The sequence below is a fragment of the Roseateles oligotrophus genome, assembly GCF_014204525.1.
Lineage (GTDB): Bacteria > Pseudomonadota > Gammaproteobacteria > Burkholderiales > Burkholderiaceae_C > Paucibacter_A > Paucibacter_A oligotrophus_A.
Genome location: NZ_JACHLP010000009.1, coordinates 26,682 through 46,069, shown reverse-complemented (window position 1 = coordinate 46,069; position 19,388 = coordinate 26,682). Strand labels below are relative to the sequence as shown.

The following is a 19,388-nucleotide window of genomic DNA, read 5'->3' as shown; positions in this document are numbered from 1 at the left end:
ACATATTGGCCTCGCCGCCCTTCACAGTGTAGTAGCCCGCCCGGCCTTGCCCGCTTGCGAACCGTCAAGGCCTGGGCAGGCCGCGCTCAACACGACTCAATCGTCATCGCCACCCAGCAGCCCGCCCAGCAAACCGCCGGCCGCCAGGCCACCGAGCACCGAGCCTTCTTCACGCGAGCCGCCGCGCTGCGGCGCCGCCGCAAAAATGCGCGAGGCCAGGCGCGAGAAGGGCAGGCTTTGCAGCCAGATCTCGCCCGGCCCCGTCAGCTTGGCCAGGAACAAGCCCTCACCGCCGAACAAGGCCGTCTTGATCTTGCCCACATACTGGATCTCGAAATTGACGCCGGGCGTGTAGGCCACCACGCAGCCGGTGTCCACCAACACGGTCTCGCCGGGGCGCAAAGTGCGCCGCACCACGGTGCCGCCGGCATGCACAAAGGCCAGGCCGTCGCCGTCCAGCTTCTGCATGATGAAGCCCTCGCCGCCGAAGAAGCCCACGCCCAGCTTTTGCTGCAGGGCGATGCCTAGCGAGACGCCGCGCGCGGCGCACAGAAAGGCATCTTTCTGGCAGATCAGCGTGCCGCCCAGCTGGCGCAGATCCATGGGCAGGATCTTGCCGGGATAAGGCGCGGCAAAGGCCACGCGGGCCTTGCTTGAGCCATTATTGGTATAGACCGTGGTGAACAAGGACTCGCCCGTCACCAGGCGCTTGCCCGCGCTCAAAAGCTTGCCAAACAGGCCGCCGCCCGAGCCGCTGGCCGCACCGTCGCCAAACACCGTGTCCATGGCGATCGCCGCGTCCATGAACATCATGCTGCCGGCCTCGCCGATGGCGGCCTCGCCCGGGTCCAGCTCGACCTCGACGAACTGCATCTCGGCGCCCTTGATCTCGTAATCGACAACATCCATGGCCATGGAAATCTCCTGAAGTAACTGAAGCAATGGGGCCGGATATTAGGGCATAGGTGGCCTGCCTATACTGGGCCGCATGACAGAAAAGACGCAAGTTCATCCGCCTGCCAGCGAGGCGCTCAAACCCGGCGACAGCTATGTGCAGTCTTTTGCCCGCGGGCTGTCGGTGATTCGCGCCTTCAGCGCCGAAGCACCGCGCCAGACCCTCAGCGAGGTGGCCAAGCGTTGCGAGCTGACCCGGGCCGGCGCGCGTCGCATTTTGCTAACGCTGGAAACGCTCGGCTACGTGGCCTGCGACGGCCGCCAGTTCAGCCTCACGCCCAAGATCCTCGACCTGGGCTTTGCCTATCTCTCGGCTCAGCCCCTGTGGCAGTTTGCCGAACCGGTGATGCAGGCCCTGGCCAGCGAGCTGGGCGAGAGCGTCTCGGCCGCCGTGCTGGAAGGCAGCGACATCGTCTACGTGCTGCGCATGCCCAATCGCAAGATCATGAGCGTGAACCTGGGCGTGGGCAGCCGCCTGCCGGCCTGGTGCACCTCGATGGGCCGGGTCTTGCTGGCCGATCTGGATGCCGAGGCGTTGACGGCCCAGCTGGCCCAGCTGGACGCCCAGCGCCTGCCCCGCCACACCATGCGCACCGTGGCCAGCACGGCCGAACTCAGCCAGCGTATCGCCCAGGTGCGCGAGCAAGGCTGGTGCCTGGTCAACCAGGAACTGGAGGAAGGGCTGGTCTCCCTGGCCGCGCCCATCAAGGACCGCGGCGGCCGCACCCTGGCGGCGCTGAATATCGGTGCCCAGGTCAACCGCACGCCGCCCGAGGCCATGCTGGAGACCTGCCTGCCCAAGCTGCTGGACGCCGCCCGGCAGATCTCGAGGCTGGTGCAGATCAAGGGCTGAACAGGGCGCACATGAAAAAAAGGGCGGCTGGCTCGCGCCACCGCCCTTCGCAACCGGCCTTGGCCGAATCACATCACCCCATATGCAAGCCGCCATTGCAGCTGAAGTCGGCGCCGGTGGTGAAGCCGGAATCATTGCCGGCCAGCCAGGCGACGATGGCGGCGATTTCCTCGGGCGTGCCCAGGCGCTTGATCGGGATGGTGGCGACGATCTTCTCCAGCACCTCGGGGCGTATGGCCTTGACCATATCGGTGCCGATATAGCCGGGGCTGACGGTGTTGACCGTCACACCCTTGCTCGCCACTTCCTGGGCCAGGGCCATGGTGAAGCCGTGCATGCCGGCCTTGGCGGCCGAGTAATTGGTCTGGCCGAACTGGCCCTTCTCGCCATTGACCGAGGAGATATTGATGATGCGGCCCCAGCCCCGCTCCAGCATGTCTTCGATCACCTGCTTGGTGACGTTGAACATGGAGTTGAGGTTGGTGTCTATCACCGCGTCCCAATCGGCGCGGCTCATCTTGCGGAACATGCCGTCGCGGGTGATGCCGGCGTTATTGACCAGCACATCGACGGGGCCATGCTCGGCCCGCACCTTGGCGAAGGCGGCGACGGTGGATTCCCAATCCGCCACATTGCCCACCGAGGCGTAAAAGGTATAGCCCAGGGCGGCCTGCTCGCTCAGCCATTTGTCGTAGTCGCGGCTGGGGCCGCAGCCGGCGATGACCTTGAAACCTTCTTTGTGCAGGCGCTGGCACATGGCGGTTCCGATGCCACCCATACCGCCGGTCACATATGCAATCTTCTGGCTCATAAAGTTCTCCTTCGCCTCCACGGCTGGATGTTCAACGTCTGGGTCGCTCGCAGCGCCGCGTCCATATCTGCTGCTTGCGACTTGTCTCTTGGTGATGGAAAGACGCGGAAAAGGCGATTCAGGAAAAAACCGACAACAGGGCAATCAAGAGTCCCGCAAGCCCCGCCAAGGGTCAAGCGGGTTGGCCCTATACGGGTTTTTGAGGGTGCGCTTGAATCCTGCGTTTGATTCCCGCGTTTATCGGGCCGCTCAGCGCTCCACCGTCAGGGCCACGCCCATGCCACCACCTATGCACAGCGAGGCGATGCCCTTCTTGGCATTGCGGCGCTGCATCTCGTGCAGCAGCGTGACCAGGATGCGGGCGCCCGATGCACCGATGGGATGGCCCAGGGCGATGGCGCCGCCGTTGACATTGACCTTGCTCAGATCCCAGCCCATCTCCTGATGCACGGCACAGGCCTGGGCGGCGAAGGCCTCGTTGATCTCCAGCAGGTCCAGGTCTTGTGGCTTCCAGCCGGCGCGCTCCAGGGCCTTGCGGGCGGCGGGCACCGGGCCCATGCCCATGATGGCGGGGTCCAGACCGGCGCTGGCGTAGGAGGCGATGCGGGCCAGCGGCGTCAGGCCCAGGCTTGCCGCCTTGGCGGCCGACATCAACAGCAGGCCGGCGGCGCCGTCGTTCAGGCCCGAGGCATTGCCGGCGGTGACGCTGCCGGCCTTGTCGAAGGCGGGGCGCAGGCCGGCCAGCACATCGGCATTGCTCTTGCGGTTGATGAACTCGTCGGCATCAAAAATGACGGGGTCGCCCTTCTTCTGCGCGATGCTGACGGCGGCGATCTCGTCCTTGAAGCGGCCGGCGTCCTGGGCGGCGGCGGCTTTTTGCTGCGAGGCCAGGGCCAGGGCGTCCTGCTGCTCGCGGCTGATGCCGTACTGCTTGGCCACGTTCTCGGCCGTGATGCCCATGTGGTATTGGTTGTAGACGTCCCAGAGGCCGTCGGTGATCATGGTGTCCACCAGCTTCCAGTCGCCCATGCGCTGGCCCTCGCGCGAGCCCGGCAGCACGTGCGGGGAGAGGCTCATGCTTTCCTGGCCGCCGGCGATGACGATCTCGCTGTCGCCGTCGCGTATGGCCTGGGCCGCCAGCATCACCGCCTTCAGGCCCGAGCCGCAGACCTTGTTGATGGTCATGGCCGGCACGGCCTGCGGCAGGCCGCTCTTGATCACGGTCTGGCGGGCCGGGTTCTGGCCGGCACCGGCCGTCAAGACCTGGCCCAGAATCACCTCGCCGATCTGCCCGCCCTCCAGGCCGCTGCGGCGCAGCAGGTCCTTGACCACGGTTGCGCCCAATTCCACCGCCGAAGTCTTGGCCAGCGTGCCGCCGAACTTGCCGATGGCGGTGCGCGCGGCGGCCACGATCACGATATCTGTCGTCATATCAGTCTCCGTTGAAGATAAAGATTAGGCTTTTTGCTTGACATAGCGGCCGGGCGCCGCTTCCAGGGCCTTGTACTTGCGGCTGCCGGCCGTCTTGGGCGCGGGCTTTTGCGCGCCGGCGTGGCTGGCCAGCCATTGGGACCAGTCGGTCCACCAGCTGCCCGCATGCTCCTCGGCGCCCGCCCACCACTGCTCGGCCGTGGCGGGCAAGGCCGCCGTCCTGCCTATCCAGTGGCTGCGCTTTTTCTTGGCCGGCGGGTTGATGACGCCGGCGATATGGCCCGAGGCGCCCAGCACAAAACGCTGCTTGCCCTTGAAGACCTGGGTGCTGCGGTAAGCCGCGTCCCAGGGCACGATATGGTCCTCGCGCGAGCCGTAGATATAGACCGGCGCCTCGATCAGGCCGAGGTCGATCTGCTCGCCGCAGACGCTCAGGCGGCCGGGGATCTTCAGCTCGTTCTGCAGATAGGTGTGGCGCAGATACCAGCAATACATGGGGCCGGGCATATTGGTGGAGTCGCCGTTCCAGTACAGCAGGTCGAAGGCCGGTGGCGCCTCGCCCTTGAGGTAGTTGCCCACCACATAGTTCCAGACCAGATCGTTGGGGCGCAGGAAGCTGAAGGTGGTGGCCAGCTCCTGGCCCTTGAGCAGGCCGGGGCCCTTGGGCGCATCGGGGCCTATGCTCTTCTCGCGCAATTGCACCGAGGCCTCGTCGACAAAGATGTCCAGGATGCCGTTGCTGGAGAAGTCGATCAGCGAGGTCAGCAGGGTCAGGCTGGCGGCCGGCTGCTGGCCGCGCGCGGCCAGCACGGCCAGGGCCGTGGCGAGTATGGTGCCGCCGACGCAGAAGCCCAGGGTGTTGAGGGTCTCGGCGCCGCTGATTTCACGCGTTACCTCGATCGCCTTGATGACGGCATGCTCGATGTAGTCGTCCCAGGTCCAGGCGGCGCAGGAGGCGTCGGGGTTGCGCCAGCTCAGCACGAAGACGCGGTGGCCCTGCTCCACCGCATAGCGGATCAGCGAGTTCTCGGGCTGCAGATCGAGGATGTAGAACTTGTTGATGCAGGGCGGCACCAGCAGGAAGGGGCGCTCATGCACCTGGGCCGTCAGCGGCTTGTACTCGATCAGCTGGAAGAAGTCGTTCTCGAACACCACATCGCCGGCCGTGGTCGCCACATTGCGGCCGACCTCGAAGGCGCTCTCGTCGGTCTGCGAGACATGGCCGCGCTGCACATCGGCCCAGAGCTGCTGCATGCCTTTGGCGATGCTCTCGCCCTGGGTCTGCAGGGCCAGCTTCTGCGCCTCGGGGTTCAGGGCCAGGAAGTTGCTGGGCGCGGCCGCGTCGACGAATTGCTGCACGGCAAAGCGTATGCGCTGGCGGGTCTTTTCCTCGCCCTGCACCTTGTCGGCCATCTGCTGCAGGGTGCGCGAGTTCAGCAGATAGAGCTGGGCCATGAAGGCCGCGGCCGGGTTGGCGTTCCAGGCCTCGTCGGCAAAGCGGCGGTCGCCCAGGGGCTTGGCCTTGGGCGCGGGCTGGCCGCCCAGTTGCAGCGCGCTATTCCACAGCTCGGTGGCCTGCTTGATGTAATTGCTTTGCAGCTCGCTCAAGGCGCTGGGCGGGATCTGCAGGCTCAGCATGGAGTTCCACATCTCGCCCAGGCCGGCGGCCATGCCGGAGGCCTCTTCTGCCGCGTGCTTGGCCGCGGCCAGGGGATCAGGGATGGAGGAGGAGGAATCGTTTTGCGTGGATTCGGACGAAGCTTTTGTTTTGCGTGCCATGAGATTCCCGACAAAGACCTTCTAACGATAGCCAACGAACAGATAACAAGCCAAGCGCTGAGCGAAAGCAAGAACCCCACAAAACACAAAACTCCTGGGCGGCACGCCCAAAAACTCTCGCGATCAATGGCAGCGTTCAAACCTCTTCGGCACAGCTCGAAACTGGGCCCCAACAGGCCTGCCAGTCTCTCAGAAAATTCGGGCCTTCCTGGCCCAAGAGGCCGGCTGCGCGGCCTTGCGGACGGCTTTGCAACAGCCCCCGCCTCGGCCTCAGTCCGACACCTTGTTGTAACCTTGATCCCTTACCTCGTCTTGACATGTCATGAATCTGATCGCAATTGCCTGGGGCTATGTGGCCCTGATGATGGCCCTGGCCGAAGCCACCAGCACCCAGGGAAGCATTCTTGGCGCGGTGATCACCTTTTTGCTGTACGGAGTGCTACCTATTTCCATCCTGCTCTATGTGATGGGATCTCCGGCCAGAAGAGCGGCGAAGCAGCGCCAGGAGCAGGCCGATCTGGCGGCCTGGCGAGACGCGAATCAGGGGCAGCGGAAAACCCTTGGCTCGCCGCCCGAGGCCTCAGCGCAGACGCAGCACGGCCACCATACGCCCCCCTTGCGCCTCCCGGCGGAAGGAGAAAAACCTTGAGCTTTCGCTATGGGTACACCAGTGCCCACCGCGGATGTGAATAAGACCGGCGGCCCTTAGACGCTGGCGCGCCAGGCCGGGCAGATCGGCCCGCCAACGCGGCTCGCCCTGGGTGTTGGGCTGGTAGCGGAAGAACTCCGAGTCGACGGGCGCATCCGCCCGGCCGAAAGCGGCCAGCACCTCGGCGCCCACCTCGAAGGCCTGCGGGCCTATGCAGGCGCCCAGCCAGGCCTGCACCTGCTCGGGCCGGCACCCGGCCGCCTCGCACAAGGCCTGCACCGTGTGCTCCAGCACCCCGGCCGCCAGGCCGCGCCAGCCCGCGTGGGCTCCGCCCACGCCGCCGGGCGCGGCGAACAGCACCGGCAGGCAATCGGCGGCCTGGATGGCCACGGCCAGCTCGGGCGAGGTGCTGATGCTGGCATCGGCCTGCACCGGGCGCGCGCCGGGCAAGGCATGTTCGGGCTGCAGATGCAGCACCTTGGCACCATGCACCTGCCAGACGTAGACGGGGGTGACCCCGCTGGCCTGGGCGACGCGGCGGCGGTTCTCGGCCACGGCCGCGGGCTCATCGTCCACGCCGCTGCCGATATTCATGCTGGCATGCGGGGCCTGGCTGACGCCGCCGGCGCGCGTGGTCATGAAACCCTCGGCCGCCACACCGGGGCCGAACTCGGGCAGCAGCCAGTCGGGATGCGGTTTTGTCAGCTCGTTTTTAACGTTATTCGCTGTCATTCCGCATCCGGGCAGGCGCTGGGCTGGGTCTTGGCAAAGGCATCCAGGGCCATGCAGTTGGCGAACACCTTCATCACCGTGGGCACATGGTCCAGGCGGCAGTCAAAGCGCTGGGCGTTGAAGATCTGCGGCACCAGCACGCAGTCGGCCAGGCCGGGCGTGTCGCCCCAGCAGAAGGCGCCGTGTTTGGCGCCGGGCTGGCTCAGGCGCTGCTCCACCACGGCCAGGCCGCTCTCCACCCAGTGGCGGTACCAGCGGTTCTTGCCGTCCTCGTCCACGCCCAGCTCCTTGCTGAGGTAGCGCAGCACGCGCAGATTGTTCAGCGGGTGGATCTCGCAAGCGATGTCCTGCGCCAGGGCGCGCACCTGGGCACGGCCCAGGGCGTCGGGCGGCAGCAGGGGCGGCTGGGGGTAGGTCTCGTCCAGGTACTCGATGATGGCCATGGACTGGCTGATCAAGCCCTCGCCGTCGCGCAGCAGCGGCACCAGGCGGGAGACGGAGGCCGAGGCATAGGCCGGGTCGAGATGCTCGTTCTTGACCAGATGAACGGCGCGGTAGTCGTAATCCAGCCCCTTCAACGCCAGCGCAATGCGCACGCGGTAAGAGGCCGAGGAGCGAAAGTAGTTGAAGAGTTCCATGGAGGGCGATGATGCCATGCGGCCGCTACACTGAAGCGCTATGTGGACGCCTCATCGATACAAGTTCTGCCCCAGCTGCGGCGCCGCCGTGGACTACCGCGTCCCCGCGGACGACAACCGCGAACGCGCCGTCTGCAGCGCCTGCGAAGCCATCCACTACGAGAACCCCATCAATGTGGTGGGCACCCTGCCTTTTTGGGAGCAAGGCGATCAGGTGCAGGTGCTGTTATGCCGCCGCGCCATCGAGCCCCGCCATGGTTTCTGGACCCTGCCCGCCGGCTTTCTGGAGCTGGGCGAGACCAGCGCCCAGGGCGCCCAGCGCGAGACCGACGAGGAGGCCGGCGCGCAGATCGAGTTGCTGCCTCTGTACTGCCTGATGAATGTGGTGCCGGTGGGCCAGATCCACCTCTACTACCGCGCCCGCCTGCTCTCCACCGAATTCAAACCCGGCCCGGAGACGCTGGAAGCCCGGCTCTTCCACGAGCATGAGCTGCCCTGGGACGAGCTGGCCTTCCGCACCGTGCGCGAAACCCTCAGGCGCTTTTTCGAGGACCGCCGCCTGGGCCGGCCCTACGCCTTGCATTGCGCGGACATCAGCTGATTTTTTGCGCGGTCGCCCAGGGCCCCGTCACGCCATCGAGATCGCAGTCCCACAAGGCTTGCACATCCATCTCATCCACTAGGCCCTCGGCATAGACCTTGAGCGCCAGGCTGCGCAACATCACCAGCATGCCTCGCACAAAAGCGGCGCGCGCCGCATCGCCCGAGACGCCGCTGACCACGGCCACGTCCAGCTTCACATAGTCCAGGCCCGCCTGGTATAGGCGCTCCACCTGGGCCAGGCCGGCCCCGGCATGCTCCAGGCCCAGCTTGACGCCCAGCGGGCGCAGCTGGCGGCCCAGCTCGATCAGCAGATCGAAATGCTGCACCGCCGCCGATTCGGCCAGCTCCAGCCCCAGCTTGCGGGCCGCCTGCGGCTCGTGGAAGACGATCTCGCGCAAGCGGGCGACAAAGCTGCCGTCCAGCAGGCTGGCCGGTGCGAGGTTGACGCAGCGCTGCTGGCCGTCGCGGGCAATCGCCTCCAGGGCCAGGCCAACGGCCAGCAGATCGACCTCGGCCGTCAAGCGGCTGCGCAAGGCCAGGGGCAGCCAACGGGTGGCCGACTCATAAGCACCGCCCGGTTCCAGCTGCAGCTGCAGCGGGCATTCCAGATGCAGCAGCTGACCGGCCCGGTCCAGCACCGGGTAGGCCCCCAGGTGGGCGCGCTTGTCCTTGATCGCCGCAATGATCTGATGGCGCCAGACCCGCTCGCCCAAGGCCAGCAGGGTCGCCTCGCTGCTGGCCTGGGCCAGCGGTGCCACCGCCTCCACCGCAAAACCGCCCTGGCTTTCGGCCCGGGCCAGGGCCGCGTCGGCCTCGCCAAACCAATGGGCCAGGGCCTGCTCACGCGGCAGCTCGACGGCGCTCAGCGCCAGCTGGATGCCGCCGCCGAAAGCCGGCAGGCTGGCCCGCAAGGCCTCGGCCAGGGCGCGGGCGGTGTCGGCCGCCACATCGGGCGCGGGCAGCCAGAGCGCGAAGTCGGAGCCGTTCAGGCGCCCGCCCAGGCAGCCGCGCACCTGCTCGGGGTAGGCCTTGAGCGCCTGGGCCAGGGCCAGCAGGATCTGGTCCACCACCGGATGGCCCAGGCGCTGGTTGAGCCCGCCCAGATCGCGCAGGCGCAGCAGCAGCAGGCCGGCATGGCTGGGGCCTTCGTCACGGCGCAGGGCCGAGTCCAGCTCGGCCATGAAATGCTTGCGGCTGCTCATGCCCGTCAGCGGATCGCAATGCGCTTGCAGGCGCAGGGCTCGCAACTGCTCGGCCTGGGCCTCGAACATGGTCTTGACCCGCAAGACCATGGTGTTCATGGCCTGGGTCAGGCCTTGCAGCTCGGGCACACCGGACTCGGGCAGCAGATTGAAGCTGTCGTCCACCACGGCACGGGCTTGTGCGGCCACCGCGTCCAGGGGCTGGCGTATGCGGCGCAGCACCGATAAAGCCCCCAGACCCGCCAACCCGCCGATGCAGACCAGCACCAGGGCGATGCGGGTGGAGCTGGCCCACAGCTCATCATGGGCGTAGGCCGATTGGCTCAGCACCTCGACCGAGCCGATGGCATTCCAGCCATTCGAGACCTGGGCCAGGCCGGGCCGGGCCGCGATGGGGGCCAGGGCCACAAACCAGGCCGGCGCCAGGCTGGCGCGCGGCGTGGCCCGGCGCTCCAGCAAAGCCTTGCCGTCCGCCCCGCGCAAGACCACGCTCTGGTAGTAGCCGGTGTCGAACAGGGCCGAAATCTGCAGCTCCATCAAGACCGCATCGCCCTGCTGCTGCGACAGCACCAGGGCCAGGGCCTGGGCGTTGTCGCTGTTCTTGATCTGCAGCTGGGTCTGCAGCAGGATCCGCACCGAGGCGGTGGAAACGGCCACGCTGGCGCTCAGCGACAGCAGCACCACACCCAGGACCAGCAACCAGACCTGACGCATCAAGGACATGGCATCCCCTCAAAAAAGCCCGCGATCGAATGTACAAACAAGCGCATCAAAATCCCTCCGCCTGCACCTTGGCCAGTAAATCACGCCAGAGCGAGAGGCGCTGCAGCGGATCCCCCGCCGAGGTCGCACCCACACCCTGCCACAAACCTTCGCTATTGAAGCTGAACACCGGCTGCAGATCGGGCCGCTGCGAGGCCGGCCTGACGTCGGCAATCAAATTGTCCAGAATCAGCGGCTCCGCGCCCGGCTGCGCATAGTAGGCCAACACCATATGGGCGACCGAGCGCCCGCCCAGCGAGGCCCGCACATAGACCATGCGCAGCTTGGCCACCGGCACCCCGGCCGAGACCAGGCTGAAGTACTTGGCAATCGCATAGTCCTCGCAATCGCCGCGGCCTTTGTCCAGCAACTCCAGCGGGCTGGCCCAGTAATCGATCTTGCCCCAGACCTCGATGTCCTCGCGGAACTCGATGCGCTTGTTGAAAAATCGGTTGACCTGGCTCAAGCGCGCCTCCTCGTCCAGCGGCAGAACCTTGTCGATCAGCTGCAGCACCTGCTGCGCCTCGGCCAGCGTGCGGGGGTTGAACCTGGCCGCCGCCTCCAGCAGCCTGGCCTGGTCCAGCGCCGCGCTGGGCGAGAACATCAGCAGGCTCGCCAGCGCCAGGGTGGCGCCCAGGCGCAGCCACCCGCGCGCCAGCCCGGCCGAGCCTGGCTTTGCTGAGCGTGAGCCGCTAAAAAGCATGGGGGAAAGCGTCCATTAATTCCGAGTTACAGGCTTTTTGCACGGCATCCCAAGGCCATAATTCAACGCACTTTACAGGCTGTCTTCCCCTTGCAGCCACTGGCAGTACCCGGTAAAGAGCCCATTTTTCCCCGCATCCCATGAGCACCCAAGCCATCCGCCAAGAAATTGACAAAGCACGCCAGTCCGGGCCGCTCAAACAAATCATTATTCCGCCCTGCCCCGATCTGCTGGCCCGCCTGCAGCAGGCCATGGCCAGCAGCCAACCCGACCTGACCGAGGTGGCCCGCATCGCGGCCAGCGATGTGGCCATGTCCGCCACCTTGCTGCGCCTGGCCAACAGCCCTGTCCATCTGGCCGACGGCATGCCCTGCTCCACCGTGGGCCAGGCCATGACCCGCATCGGCCTGAACGAGACCTCGGCCGTGATGACGGGTTTTCTGCTGCGCAACGCCATTCCCGTCAACAACCCGCATCTGGCCCGCTTCTGGGAGCGCTCGGCCAAGCGCGCCCAGGCCATGGCCTTCATCGCCCGCCAGCTGCCCGGCCTCTCGCCCGAGCTGGCACATAGCTACGGCCTGTTCGCCCATGTGGGCATCCCGGTGCTGCTGCAAAGCCTGCGCGGCTATGGTTCCACCCTGGTGGAGGCGGCGGCCCGCATCGACCGCTCCTTCATCGCCACCGAGAACGCCAACCACCGAACCGACCACGCCGTGGCCGGCGCCCTGCTGGTGCGGGCCTGGAATATGGCGCCCGAACTGATGGCCGCCATCCGCCTGCACCACGACTTTGCCTCGCTGGGCCACTCCGACATCAGCCCCGAGGTCCACACCCTGATCGCCGCCGGCCTGATCGCCGAGCATCTGATGCGGGTCCACGAAGGCCTGCCCGAGGACGCCGACTGGGCCGAGCACCACGGCGAGGCGATGGAGTGGCTGCACATCAGCGGCGAGGATCTGGAGCATTGGGACGACCAGTTGCGCGATCTGCTGGATCACGCTTGAGCGGGCGTGCCGGCTGGGGTTGTGCGCTTTCCTTGCGCTTGATTCTGGTGGTGCCGGCTCCCTGCTGCTTCACCCTTTGCCAAGGCCCAGCCGGGAATTCGCCCCGGCAGGCGACTCACTTTTCTTGCGTCGCCAAGAAAAGTAAGCAAAAGAAGGCGACCCGAATGCCTGGCCCCTGCGGGGTCCGCTGCGGCACTTGGCTTTGACAGGCCGCGCCCAACTCTCTCCGCTACGCTCCGTTCAGACAGGGGGCGCGAGTCAGTTCACGATGGCGCTTCGCGCCGCCCGCCAAAGCCAAGCGCCGCAGCCCAGGCAACACGGGACATGCGAAAACCACACGGCTCGCTGCGCGTCGCCTCGGTCAGATACCAACTCCCCGCAGGGCCGTCGAACACAGCAGAAAAGAAACGAAGTAACGCACCACCTCGGCAGAGGCCGCCAAGGTGCAGGGCAATTTTTGCGGACCCTTGTAAAGCTGCGGTCAGGGCCGACGGCCAGACTGGCGCTAACACCCAGCCGGCGCGGCCAAGCATGGCAAGACGTCATCATCATCCAGGGTGATTTTGGAGACCGCCTTGCTCGCCGCCTACATCAGCCACGCCGACTGCGCCCGCCACGAAATGGGTGCCCAGCACCCCGAATGCCCGGAACGCCTGGGCGCCATCCGGGACCATCTGCTGATCAAGGGCTTGCTGGACCATATGCAGGCCCACGACGCGCCGCTGGCCACGCTGGACCAGCTGGGCCATGCCCACTCCTCGCTCTATGTGCGCGAGCTGATCGACGCCTCGCCCAGCGAAGGCCACCACCAGGTCGACCCCGACACCCGCATGAACCCCCACACCCTGACCGCCGCCATGCGTGCGGCCGGTGCGGCCGTGCTGGCCACCGACCTGGTGGTCACGGGCGAAGCGCCCAGCGCCTTTTGCTGCGTGCGCCCGCCCGGCCACCATGCCGAACACGCGGCGGCCATGGGTTTTTGCTTCTTCAACAATGTGGCCGTGGGCATACGCCATGCGCTGGATGTGCACGGCGTTGAGCGCGTGGCCTTGATCGACTTCGACGTGCACCACGGCAATGGCAGCGAAGACATCTTGCGCGACGACCCGCGGGTGCTGATGTGCTCCATCTTCGAACGCGGCCTCTACCCCTTCAGCGGCGAGGACACGCAGGCCAGGAACATGATCAATGTGGCCCTGCCCACTCGCTCGGGCAGCCAGCAGTTCCGCACCGCCGTCACCGAGCAATGGCTGCCGGCGCTGGAACAATTCAAGCCGCAATTGATCTATATCTCGGCCGGCTTCGACGCCCACCGCGAAGATGATGGCGGCAATCTTGGCCTGGTCGAGGCCGATTTCGAATGGGTGACCCGGCAGCTGATGGCGGTGGCCGAGCGCCACAGCCAGGGCCGCGTGATCTCCTGCCTCGAAGGCGGCTATGTGCTGAGCCCGCTGGCGCGCAGCGTGGCCGCCCATGTCAAGGTGCTGATAGGCGCCGATTGAAAGCCTGAGCCGGCTCACAAGGCCGTACCGGACATAACCGCAAAATCCATGGACAAACACTATCTCACCCAGCTGTTCCAGCCCCAATCCGTGGTCGTATTCGCCGGCCAGGCCGAGAACGCGGCCGGCCTGACGCCCCATGCCCAGGCCCTGCACGCGGCCCTGCGCGCCCAGCGCTACAGCGGCAGCCTGCAGTTCCTGGACATCCACACCACCGGCACCCTGGCCGAGCTGGCGCAAGCCCAGGCGGACCTGGCCATCATCGCCCTGCCGCCGCAGGACGTGGCCGCCGCGCTGGAGGTTGCCGGCCGCATGACTTGCCGCGCTGCCCTGGTGATCTCCAGCGGCATAGGCCTGGAGCAGGCGGCCGAGTTCAAGCGCATCGCCCGCCGCGAAGGCATGTTTCTGCTCGGGCCTAACTGCCTGGGCCTGCAGCGCCCGAGCCTGCAGCTCAACGCCAGCGCGGCCGGCCCGCTGGCCGCCGCCGGCCCGCTGGCCCTGGTCTCGCAGTCGGGCGCGCTGACCACCTCCATGCTGGACTGGGCCAGCAACAATGCCGTGGGCTTCTCCTCGGTGGTCTCGCTGGGGCCCAATACCGCCGTGGACATCGCCCAGGTGCTGGACTTCCTGGCCAATGACAAGCAGACCCACAGCATCATCGTCTACGTCGAAGGCATCCCCAATGCGCGCCGCTTCATGAGCGCCCTGCGCATGGCCGCCAATGCCAAGCCGGTGGTGGTGCTCAAGGCCGGCCGCAAGCCGGCCGGCAACGAGGCGGCGCAAACCCATTGCGGCACCATCGTCGGCAGCGACGATGTGTTCGACGCCGCCCTGCGCCGCGCCGGCGCCGTCCGCGTGCGCTCATTCGTCGAGTTATTCTCGGCCGCCAAATGCCTGGCCTCGCGCTACCGCCCGGTGGGCAAGCGCCTGTCCATCGTCACCAATGGCGGCGGGCCCGGCGTGCTGGCGGCCGACTGGATCAACGAGATCTCGCTCAGCCTGGGCAAGCTCTCGGCCGAGTCCATCGCCGCCCTGCAGCCCCTGCTGCCCCCGCAGGCCTCGCTGCACGATCTGATCGATCTTTCGGAAGAAGCGGGGGCCGAGCATTACAAGGCCGCCATCGAGGCCGCCTGCCGCGAGCGCCAGATCGACGGCGTGCTGGCCATCTACTCACCCAAGGTCGGCGGCGACGCCGCGGCCGTGGCGCGCGGCCTGGCCGACATCAAGCGCAATATCGGCAAGCCCCTGCTGTGCTGCTGGATGGGCGACACCTCGGTGCTGGCCGCGCGCGGTCTGCTCAATGAGGCCGCCATCCCCAGCTTCCGCACGCCCGAGGCGGCGGTGGGCGCCTTTGGCAATATCGCCTCCTTCTATCAAAACCAGCTGCTCTTGCAGCAGACGCCGCCGCCGCTCTCCACCCTGGCCAAGCCCGATATCGAGGGCGCCCGCCTGGTGATCGAAAGCGTGCTGGCCGAGCGCCGCAAGGTGCTGACCGAGATGGAGTCCAAGACCCTGCTGTCGGCCTTCCACATCCCGGTCACCAACACCATCCTGGCGCGCAGCGCCAACGAGGCCATGATGATCGCCACCCAGCTGGGCTTCCCGGTGGCCATCAAGATCGCCTCGCCCGACATCAGCCACAAATCCGATGTGCAGGGCGTGGTGCTCAATCTGGCCAGCGGTGCGGCCGTGCGCGACGCCTATAACGACATGATGGAGCGGGTTGCCCGCCTGCAGCCCGAGGCCCGCATCAAGGGCATCACGGTGCAGAAGATGGCGGCGGCCAAGCGCGGGCGCGAGATCTATATCGGCCTGGTCACCGACGAGCCCTTCGGCCCGGTGATCGTGTTCGGCGCCGGCGGCACCATGATCGAGCTGATCAACGACCGCGCCATGGAACTGCCGCCGCTGAACCAGTTCCTGGCGCGCCGCCTGATCGAACGCTCGCGCGTGGCCGAGACCCTGGGCGAGTGGCGCGGCGCCAGCGCCGTGGACATGGACGCGCTGGAGCAGTTGCTGCTGCGCGTGTCCGAGATGGTTTGCGAGCTGCCCCAGCTGCGCGAGATGGACATCAACCCCATCATCATCGACGAGCATGGCGCCGTGGCGGTGGACGCCCGCATCCTGATCGACAACGCGCCGCCCGCCATCAGCGGCCGCTCCAGCCCCTACAACCACCTGGCCATCCTGCCCTACCCCGCGCGCTACGAGCAGGTGTGGCCGCTGCGCGGTGGCGGTGAATACACCGTCAGGCCCATACACCCCGACGACGCGCAGATGCTGCAGGAGCTGGTGCAACGGCTCAGCCCCGAGAGCCGCTACTTCCGCTTTGTCTCCAGCATGGTGGAGCTGCCGCCCTCCATGCTGGCCCGCTTCACCCTGATCGACTACGACCGCGAGATGGCCCTGGTGGCCGTGGCCAGGCAGCGCGTGGCCGGGCCGGACGGCGAGATCAGCGAGAGCGAACGCATCGTCGGCGTCTCCCGCTACATCACCAACCCCGACCAATCCAGCTGCGAGTTCTCCCTGCTGGTGGCCGATGACTTCAAGGGCCTGGGCCTGGGCTCAAGGCTGATGGAAAGCATCATGGACGTGGCGCGCGAGAAAGGCCTGCACGAGATCCAGGGCCTGGTGCTGGCCAACAACCCCGGCATGCTCAAGCTGATGAACAGCCTGGGCTTCGCCATCAAGCCCTTTGAAGAAGACCGCGACTTCAAACTGGTGACGCATGGCTTGTGAGCGGGCGCCGGCCCGCCTCAAGGCCTGATCACCACAAAAGTCGATTTCTCCACCCGCTGCTTGTCCGAGCCGCTCATCCGGGCCTTGATCAGGATGGGCTTGGCGCCGGTGCCGGCGGCCTGGGCGGACTCGGGCGGGATGCGCAGAGACAGCGTCACCCAGCGCGCCTCGGCCGGAGCCAGGCTCATGCGCTCGGGGCCGCTCCAGCGCAGGCCGTCCAGGCCTTCGGCGCTGAGCGCATAGCTCTGCACCTGCTCGGTGCCGTTCATGATTTGCAGGCGATAGACGTTCTCGATGAAACCGTCCTCGACCTGGCGCGCCAGCGCGGCCCGGTCCCGCACCACATTGACCCGGAAGGGCGTGCGGGTCAGCAAGCTCCACAGCAAGGCGCCGCTGATGAGGAAGAGGATGGCGCTGTAGATCAGCACCCGGGGCCGGAACATGCGGCGCAGCAGCTGCCCGCGGTCCCAGTGGTTTTGCAGGCCGTGCTGGGTGTCGTAACGCACCAGGCCACGGGCATAACCCATCTTGTCCATCACCCCGTCGCAGACGTCCACGCAGGCGGCGCAGCCTATGCACTCGTACTGCAGGCCTTGGCGGATGTCGATGCCGGTGGGGCAGACCTGCACGCACAGATTGCAGTCTATGCAGGAGCCCAGGCCCGCGGCCTTGGCATCCACCTTCTTGCCGCGCGCGCCGCGCGGCTCACCGCGCTCGGCGTCGTAGCTGATGATCAAGGTGTCTTTGTCGAACATGGCGCTCTGGAAGCGCGCGTAGGGGCACATGTATTTGCAGACCTGCTCCCGCATATAGCCCGCATTGCCATAGGTGGCGAAGCCGTAGAACAGCACCCAGAAGGTCTCCCAGGGCCCGGTGCCCAGGCTCAGGACGGCGCCCGCCAGCTGGCGTATGGGCGTGAAGTAGCCCACGAAAGTGAAGCCCGTCCACAGGCCCAGGGCGATCCAGGCCAGCTGCTTGCCGGCCTTGCGGCCCAGCTTTTCCAGCGTCCAGGGGCTTTGGTCCAACCGCATGCGGGCGGCACGGTCGCCCTCGATCCGGCGCTCTATCCACATGAAGATTTCGCTGTACACCGTCTGCGGGCAGGTGTAGCCACACCACAGCCGCCCGGCCACGGCGGTGAACAGAAAGAGCGCGTAGGCCGACAGCAGCAGCATCGCCGTCAGATAGATGAAGTCCTGCGGGTAGAGCACCAGGCCGAAGATGTAGAAGCGGCGCGAATCCAGCTCGAACAGCACGGCCTGCCGGCTGCCCCAGTCCAGCCAGGGCAGGCCGTAGAACAGCAGCTGGGTCAGCGCCACCATGGCCCAGCGCCAGCGGCTGAACAGGCCGCTGACCGAGCGCGGGTAGATCTTGCTCTGCGCCTGGTAAAGCCAGATTTTTTTGTACTCGGCGGCTTCGTCGGACGCTTGGGAGCCCTGGGGGATGGGGGCGGAGTTTTCCATGGGATTCTTTGCGGCGCTATCGGTTGCGAGCAGGCTTGCTCATGGCCGGAAAGAATCAAGAACCATGCCAGGGCCGGGGCCCGCTCGGCCGGCGAATCCAGGGCCGCTGACGCCCTGGGCCAGGGCTGGCACTGCCAAATTGGCAGCCCTTGGCAGTCACCCACTGCCAAATAAGCTCAGGGCAGGGACTGCAAGGCCTTGAGCCGACGGTACAGGCTGCGTTCGCTAACCCGCAGCTGACGCGCCATCTCGGCCCGCGAACCCGGGAAGGCCCGAGCCCAGGCGAGCAGGCGCGCGTCCGGCCAGCGCCAGTCCGGCGCCGCCTCCAGCGACAAGCCCCCTCGCACCCCGATGGCCGGCTGCAGCAAGGCCGGCGGCAAGGCGGCGGGGCGGATCAGGCCATCGTCGGCAAACAGCTTGGCACGCTCCAGCACATTGCGCAGCTCGCGGATATTGCCCGGCCAGGCATGGGCTTGCAGCAAGGCCATGGCCTCGGCCTGGATGCGCCAGCGGTGGCCGCCGCCGCTGCGCTGCAAAATGCTCTGGACCAGCAGCGGGATGTCCTCCCGGCGCTGGCGCAGGGCCGGCAGCTCGATGGGGAAGGCATTGATGCGGTAGTACAGATCGGCCCGGAACAGCTCGCGCTCCACCAGCGTGGCCAGGGGTTTGTGGGTGGCCGCGACCAGGCGGAAATCGGCCTGCAAGGTCTCCAAGCCGCCAACGCGACGGAAGCTGCCGGACTCGATCAAGCGCAGCAGCTTGACCTGCATGGACAGCGGCACATCGCCGATCTCGTCGAGGAAGAGCGTGCCGCCCCGCGCCGTCTCGACCAGGCCCGGCTTGCGGTGCAAGGCCCCGGTGAAGGCGCCCTTCTCGTGGCCGAACAGCTCGCTCTCGAACAAGCTCTCGGGCAGGCCCGAGCAGTCCACCACCACCAAGGGCCCGGCGCTGCGCGGGCTGGACTCGTGCAGGGCGCGCGCGAACAACTCCTTGCCCGTGCCCGACTCGCCCAGCAGCAGCACCGGCAGCATGGCCGGCGCCACCCTGTGCAAGGCCGCCAGCGCGGCCGTGAAGGCCGGGCCCTGGCCCACCAGGCCCTCGGCGCTGGGCCGCGCCGAGGCGCTGCGCACGGTGGCAATGCGTTCGACGAAGGCGATCACCCGCTGCCCGGCGTCGAGGATGGGTCGTAACTCCACATCCACATGCTCTGGGCCGCGCGGTGTGTGGTGGATGTGCAGCACGCGGTCCGGCGCCCTGGCCTCGCTCGCCTTCTTCATCGGGCAATGCTCGCCCGCCTGATCGCAGGGCAGCTCGTAGCCATGCGAGACCTGGAAGCATTTGCGCCCGAGAAAGGGCTGCTCCAGCGCGCCGAACTGGCGCCGGTAAGCGCTATTGGCCGCCAGAATGGTGTATTGCGGGTCCAGCACGATGGCGGGCTGGGGCTCATGCTCCAGGAAGGACAGCAGGGCTTGGACGGGCAGCGCTTGGATGGAGCTCATGGTGGATGGCGTGGACTTTGGCAGTCATTGTCTGCCAGGGCTGCCAAGGGCCGACGCTGTCCGA

Annotated in this window: 16 protein-coding genes; 6 read left to right on the top strand and 10 right to left on the bottom strand. The window is 66.9% G+C overall.

What is annotated here, in order from left to right; genetic code table 11:
- Positions 1-96: 96 nt before the first annotated feature.
- Positions 97-915, bottom strand: coding sequence for a TIGR00266 family protein (locus HNP55_RS19555; protein ID WP_184303362.1), 819 nt, complete (start codon positions 913-915; stop codon positions 97-99).
- A gap of 73 nt (positions 916-988) precedes the next feature.
- Between HNP55_RS19555 and HNP55_RS19550 the strand changes: the two genes are divergently transcribed.
- Positions 989-1,807 carry an IclR family transcriptional regulator C-terminal domain-containing protein gene (locus tag HNP55_RS19550; protein WP_184303360.1) on the top strand — a complete coding sequence of 273 codons (819 nt, stop codon included), beginning with the start codon at positions 989-991 and terminating at the stop codon, positions 1,805-1,807.
- 73 nt (positions 1,808-1,880) lie between these two features.
- Here the strand turns inward: HNP55_RS19550 and phbB are convergent, their stop codons facing one another.
- The 3 genes from phbB to phaC form a co-directional block, all read right to left on the bottom strand.
- On the bottom strand, positions 1,881-2,618 hold the full coding sequence (gene phbB / locus HNP55_RS19545) for an acetoacetyl-CoA reductase (RefSeq protein WP_184303340.1): 738 nt from the start codon (positions 2,616-2,618) through the stop codon (positions 1,881-1,883).
- Between the two features lie 249 nt (positions 2,619-2,867).
- Positions 2,868-4,049: an acetyl-CoA C-acetyltransferase gene (locus tag HNP55_RS19540; protein WP_184303338.1), complete on the bottom strand. Its 1,182-nt coding sequence runs from the start codon at positions 4,047-4,049 to the stop codon at positions 2,868-2,870.
- 24 nt (positions 4,050-4,073) lie between these two features.
- Entirely contained in the window at positions 4,074-5,720 is a 1,647-nt protein-coding gene (phaC, locus tag HNP55_RS19535; RefSeq protein WP_409993761.1) for a class I poly(R)-hydroxyalkanoic acid synthase, read from the bottom strand.
- A 430-nt stretch (positions 5,721-6,150) separates the two neighbouring features.
- On the opposite strand from phaC, the gene HNP55_RS19530 reads away from it, so the two are divergent.
- The gene (locus HNP55_RS19530) at positions 6,151-6,477 is read left to right on the top strand and encodes a hypothetical protein (RefSeq protein WP_184303335.1); all 327 of its coding nucleotides are present in this window, start codon (positions 6,151-6,153) and stop codon (positions 6,475-6,477) included.
- Here HNP55_RS19530 and pgeF read toward each other — a convergent pair.
- Positions 6,409-7,209 carry a peptidoglycan editing factor PgeF gene (gene pgeF, locus HNP55_RS19525; protein WP_246448547.1) on the bottom strand — a complete coding sequence of 267 codons (801 nt, stop codon included), beginning with the start codon at positions 7,207-7,209 and terminating at the stop codon, positions 6,409-6,411. The two genes, HNP55_RS19530 and pgeF, sit on opposite strands and share 69 nt — an antisense overlap.
- Complete coding sequence (gene maiA, locus HNP55_RS19520) at positions 7,206-7,847, bottom strand: maleylacetoacetate isomerase (protein WP_184303333.1); 642 nt, start codon at positions 7,845-7,847, stop codon at positions 7,206-7,208. Before maiA ends, pgeF begins: the two co-directional genes overlap by 4 nt.
- Before the next feature lie 40 nt (positions 7,848-7,887).
- On the opposite strand from maiA, the gene HNP55_RS19515 reads away from it, so the two are divergent.
- A complete protein-coding gene (locus HNP55_RS19515; RefSeq protein ID WP_184303330.1) occupies positions 7,888-8,448 on the top strand; it encodes an NUDIX hydrolase in 561 nt (186 codons plus the stop codon).
- Here the strand turns inward: HNP55_RS19515 and HNP55_RS19510 are convergent.
- Both HNP55_RS19510 and HNP55_RS19505 read right to left on the bottom strand, forming a co-directional pair.
- Positions 8,441-10,375, bottom strand: coding sequence for a LapD/MoxY N-terminal periplasmic domain-containing protein (locus HNP55_RS19510; protein ID WP_184303328.1), 1,935 nt, complete (start codon positions 10,373-10,375; stop codon positions 8,441-8,443). The two genes, HNP55_RS19515 and HNP55_RS19510, sit on opposite strands and share 8 nt — an antisense overlap.
- Before the next feature lie 46 nt (positions 10,376-10,421).
- Entirely contained in the window at positions 10,422-11,117 is a 696-nt protein-coding gene (locus HNP55_RS19505) for a transglutaminase-like cysteine peptidase (protein WP_221439692.1), read from the bottom strand.
- 140 nt (positions 11,118-11,257) lie between these two features.
- Between HNP55_RS19505 and HNP55_RS19500 the strand changes: the two genes are divergently transcribed.
- The 3 genes from HNP55_RS19500 (at position 11,258) to HNP55_RS19490 (ending at position 16,362) form a co-directional block, all read left to right on the top strand.
- Positions 11,258-12,121, top strand: a complete 864-nt coding sequence (locus tag HNP55_RS19500) for an HDOD domain-containing protein (protein ID WP_184303326.1) — start codon at positions 11,258-11,260, stop codon at positions 12,119-12,121.
- Positions 12,122-12,696: 575 nt separating this feature from the next.
- Positions 12,697-13,623 (top strand): histone deacetylase family protein, encoded by a 927-nt coding sequence (locus HNP55_RS19495; RefSeq protein ID WP_184303324.1) that lies wholly within the window; start codon positions 12,697-12,699, stop codon positions 13,621-13,623.
- Positions 13,624-13,671: 48 nt separating this feature from the next.
- Positions 13,672-16,362 carry a bifunctional acetate--CoA ligase family protein/GNAT family N-acetyltransferase gene (locus HNP55_RS19490; protein ID WP_184303322.1) on the top strand — a complete coding sequence of 897 codons (2,691 nt, stop codon included), beginning with the start codon at positions 13,672-13,674 and terminating at the stop codon, positions 16,360-16,362.
- Between the two features lie 17 nt (positions 16,363-16,379).
- Here the strand turns inward: HNP55_RS19490 and ccoG are convergent, their stop codons facing one another.
- Together ccoG and HNP55_RS19480 are read right to left on the bottom strand one after the other, a co-directional pair.
- A complete protein-coding gene (gene ccoG / locus HNP55_RS19485; RefSeq protein ID WP_184303319.1) occupies positions 16,380-17,825 on the bottom strand; it encodes a cytochrome c oxidase accessory protein CcoG in 1,446 nt (481 codons plus the stop codon).
- A gap of 176 nt (positions 17,826-18,001) precedes the next feature.
- A complete protein-coding gene (locus tag HNP55_RS19480) occupies positions 18,002-19,324 on the bottom strand; it encodes a sigma-54 interaction domain-containing protein (protein ID WP_184303316.1) in 1,323 nt (440 codons plus the stop codon).
- Positions 19,325-19,388: the final 64 nt, after the last annotated feature.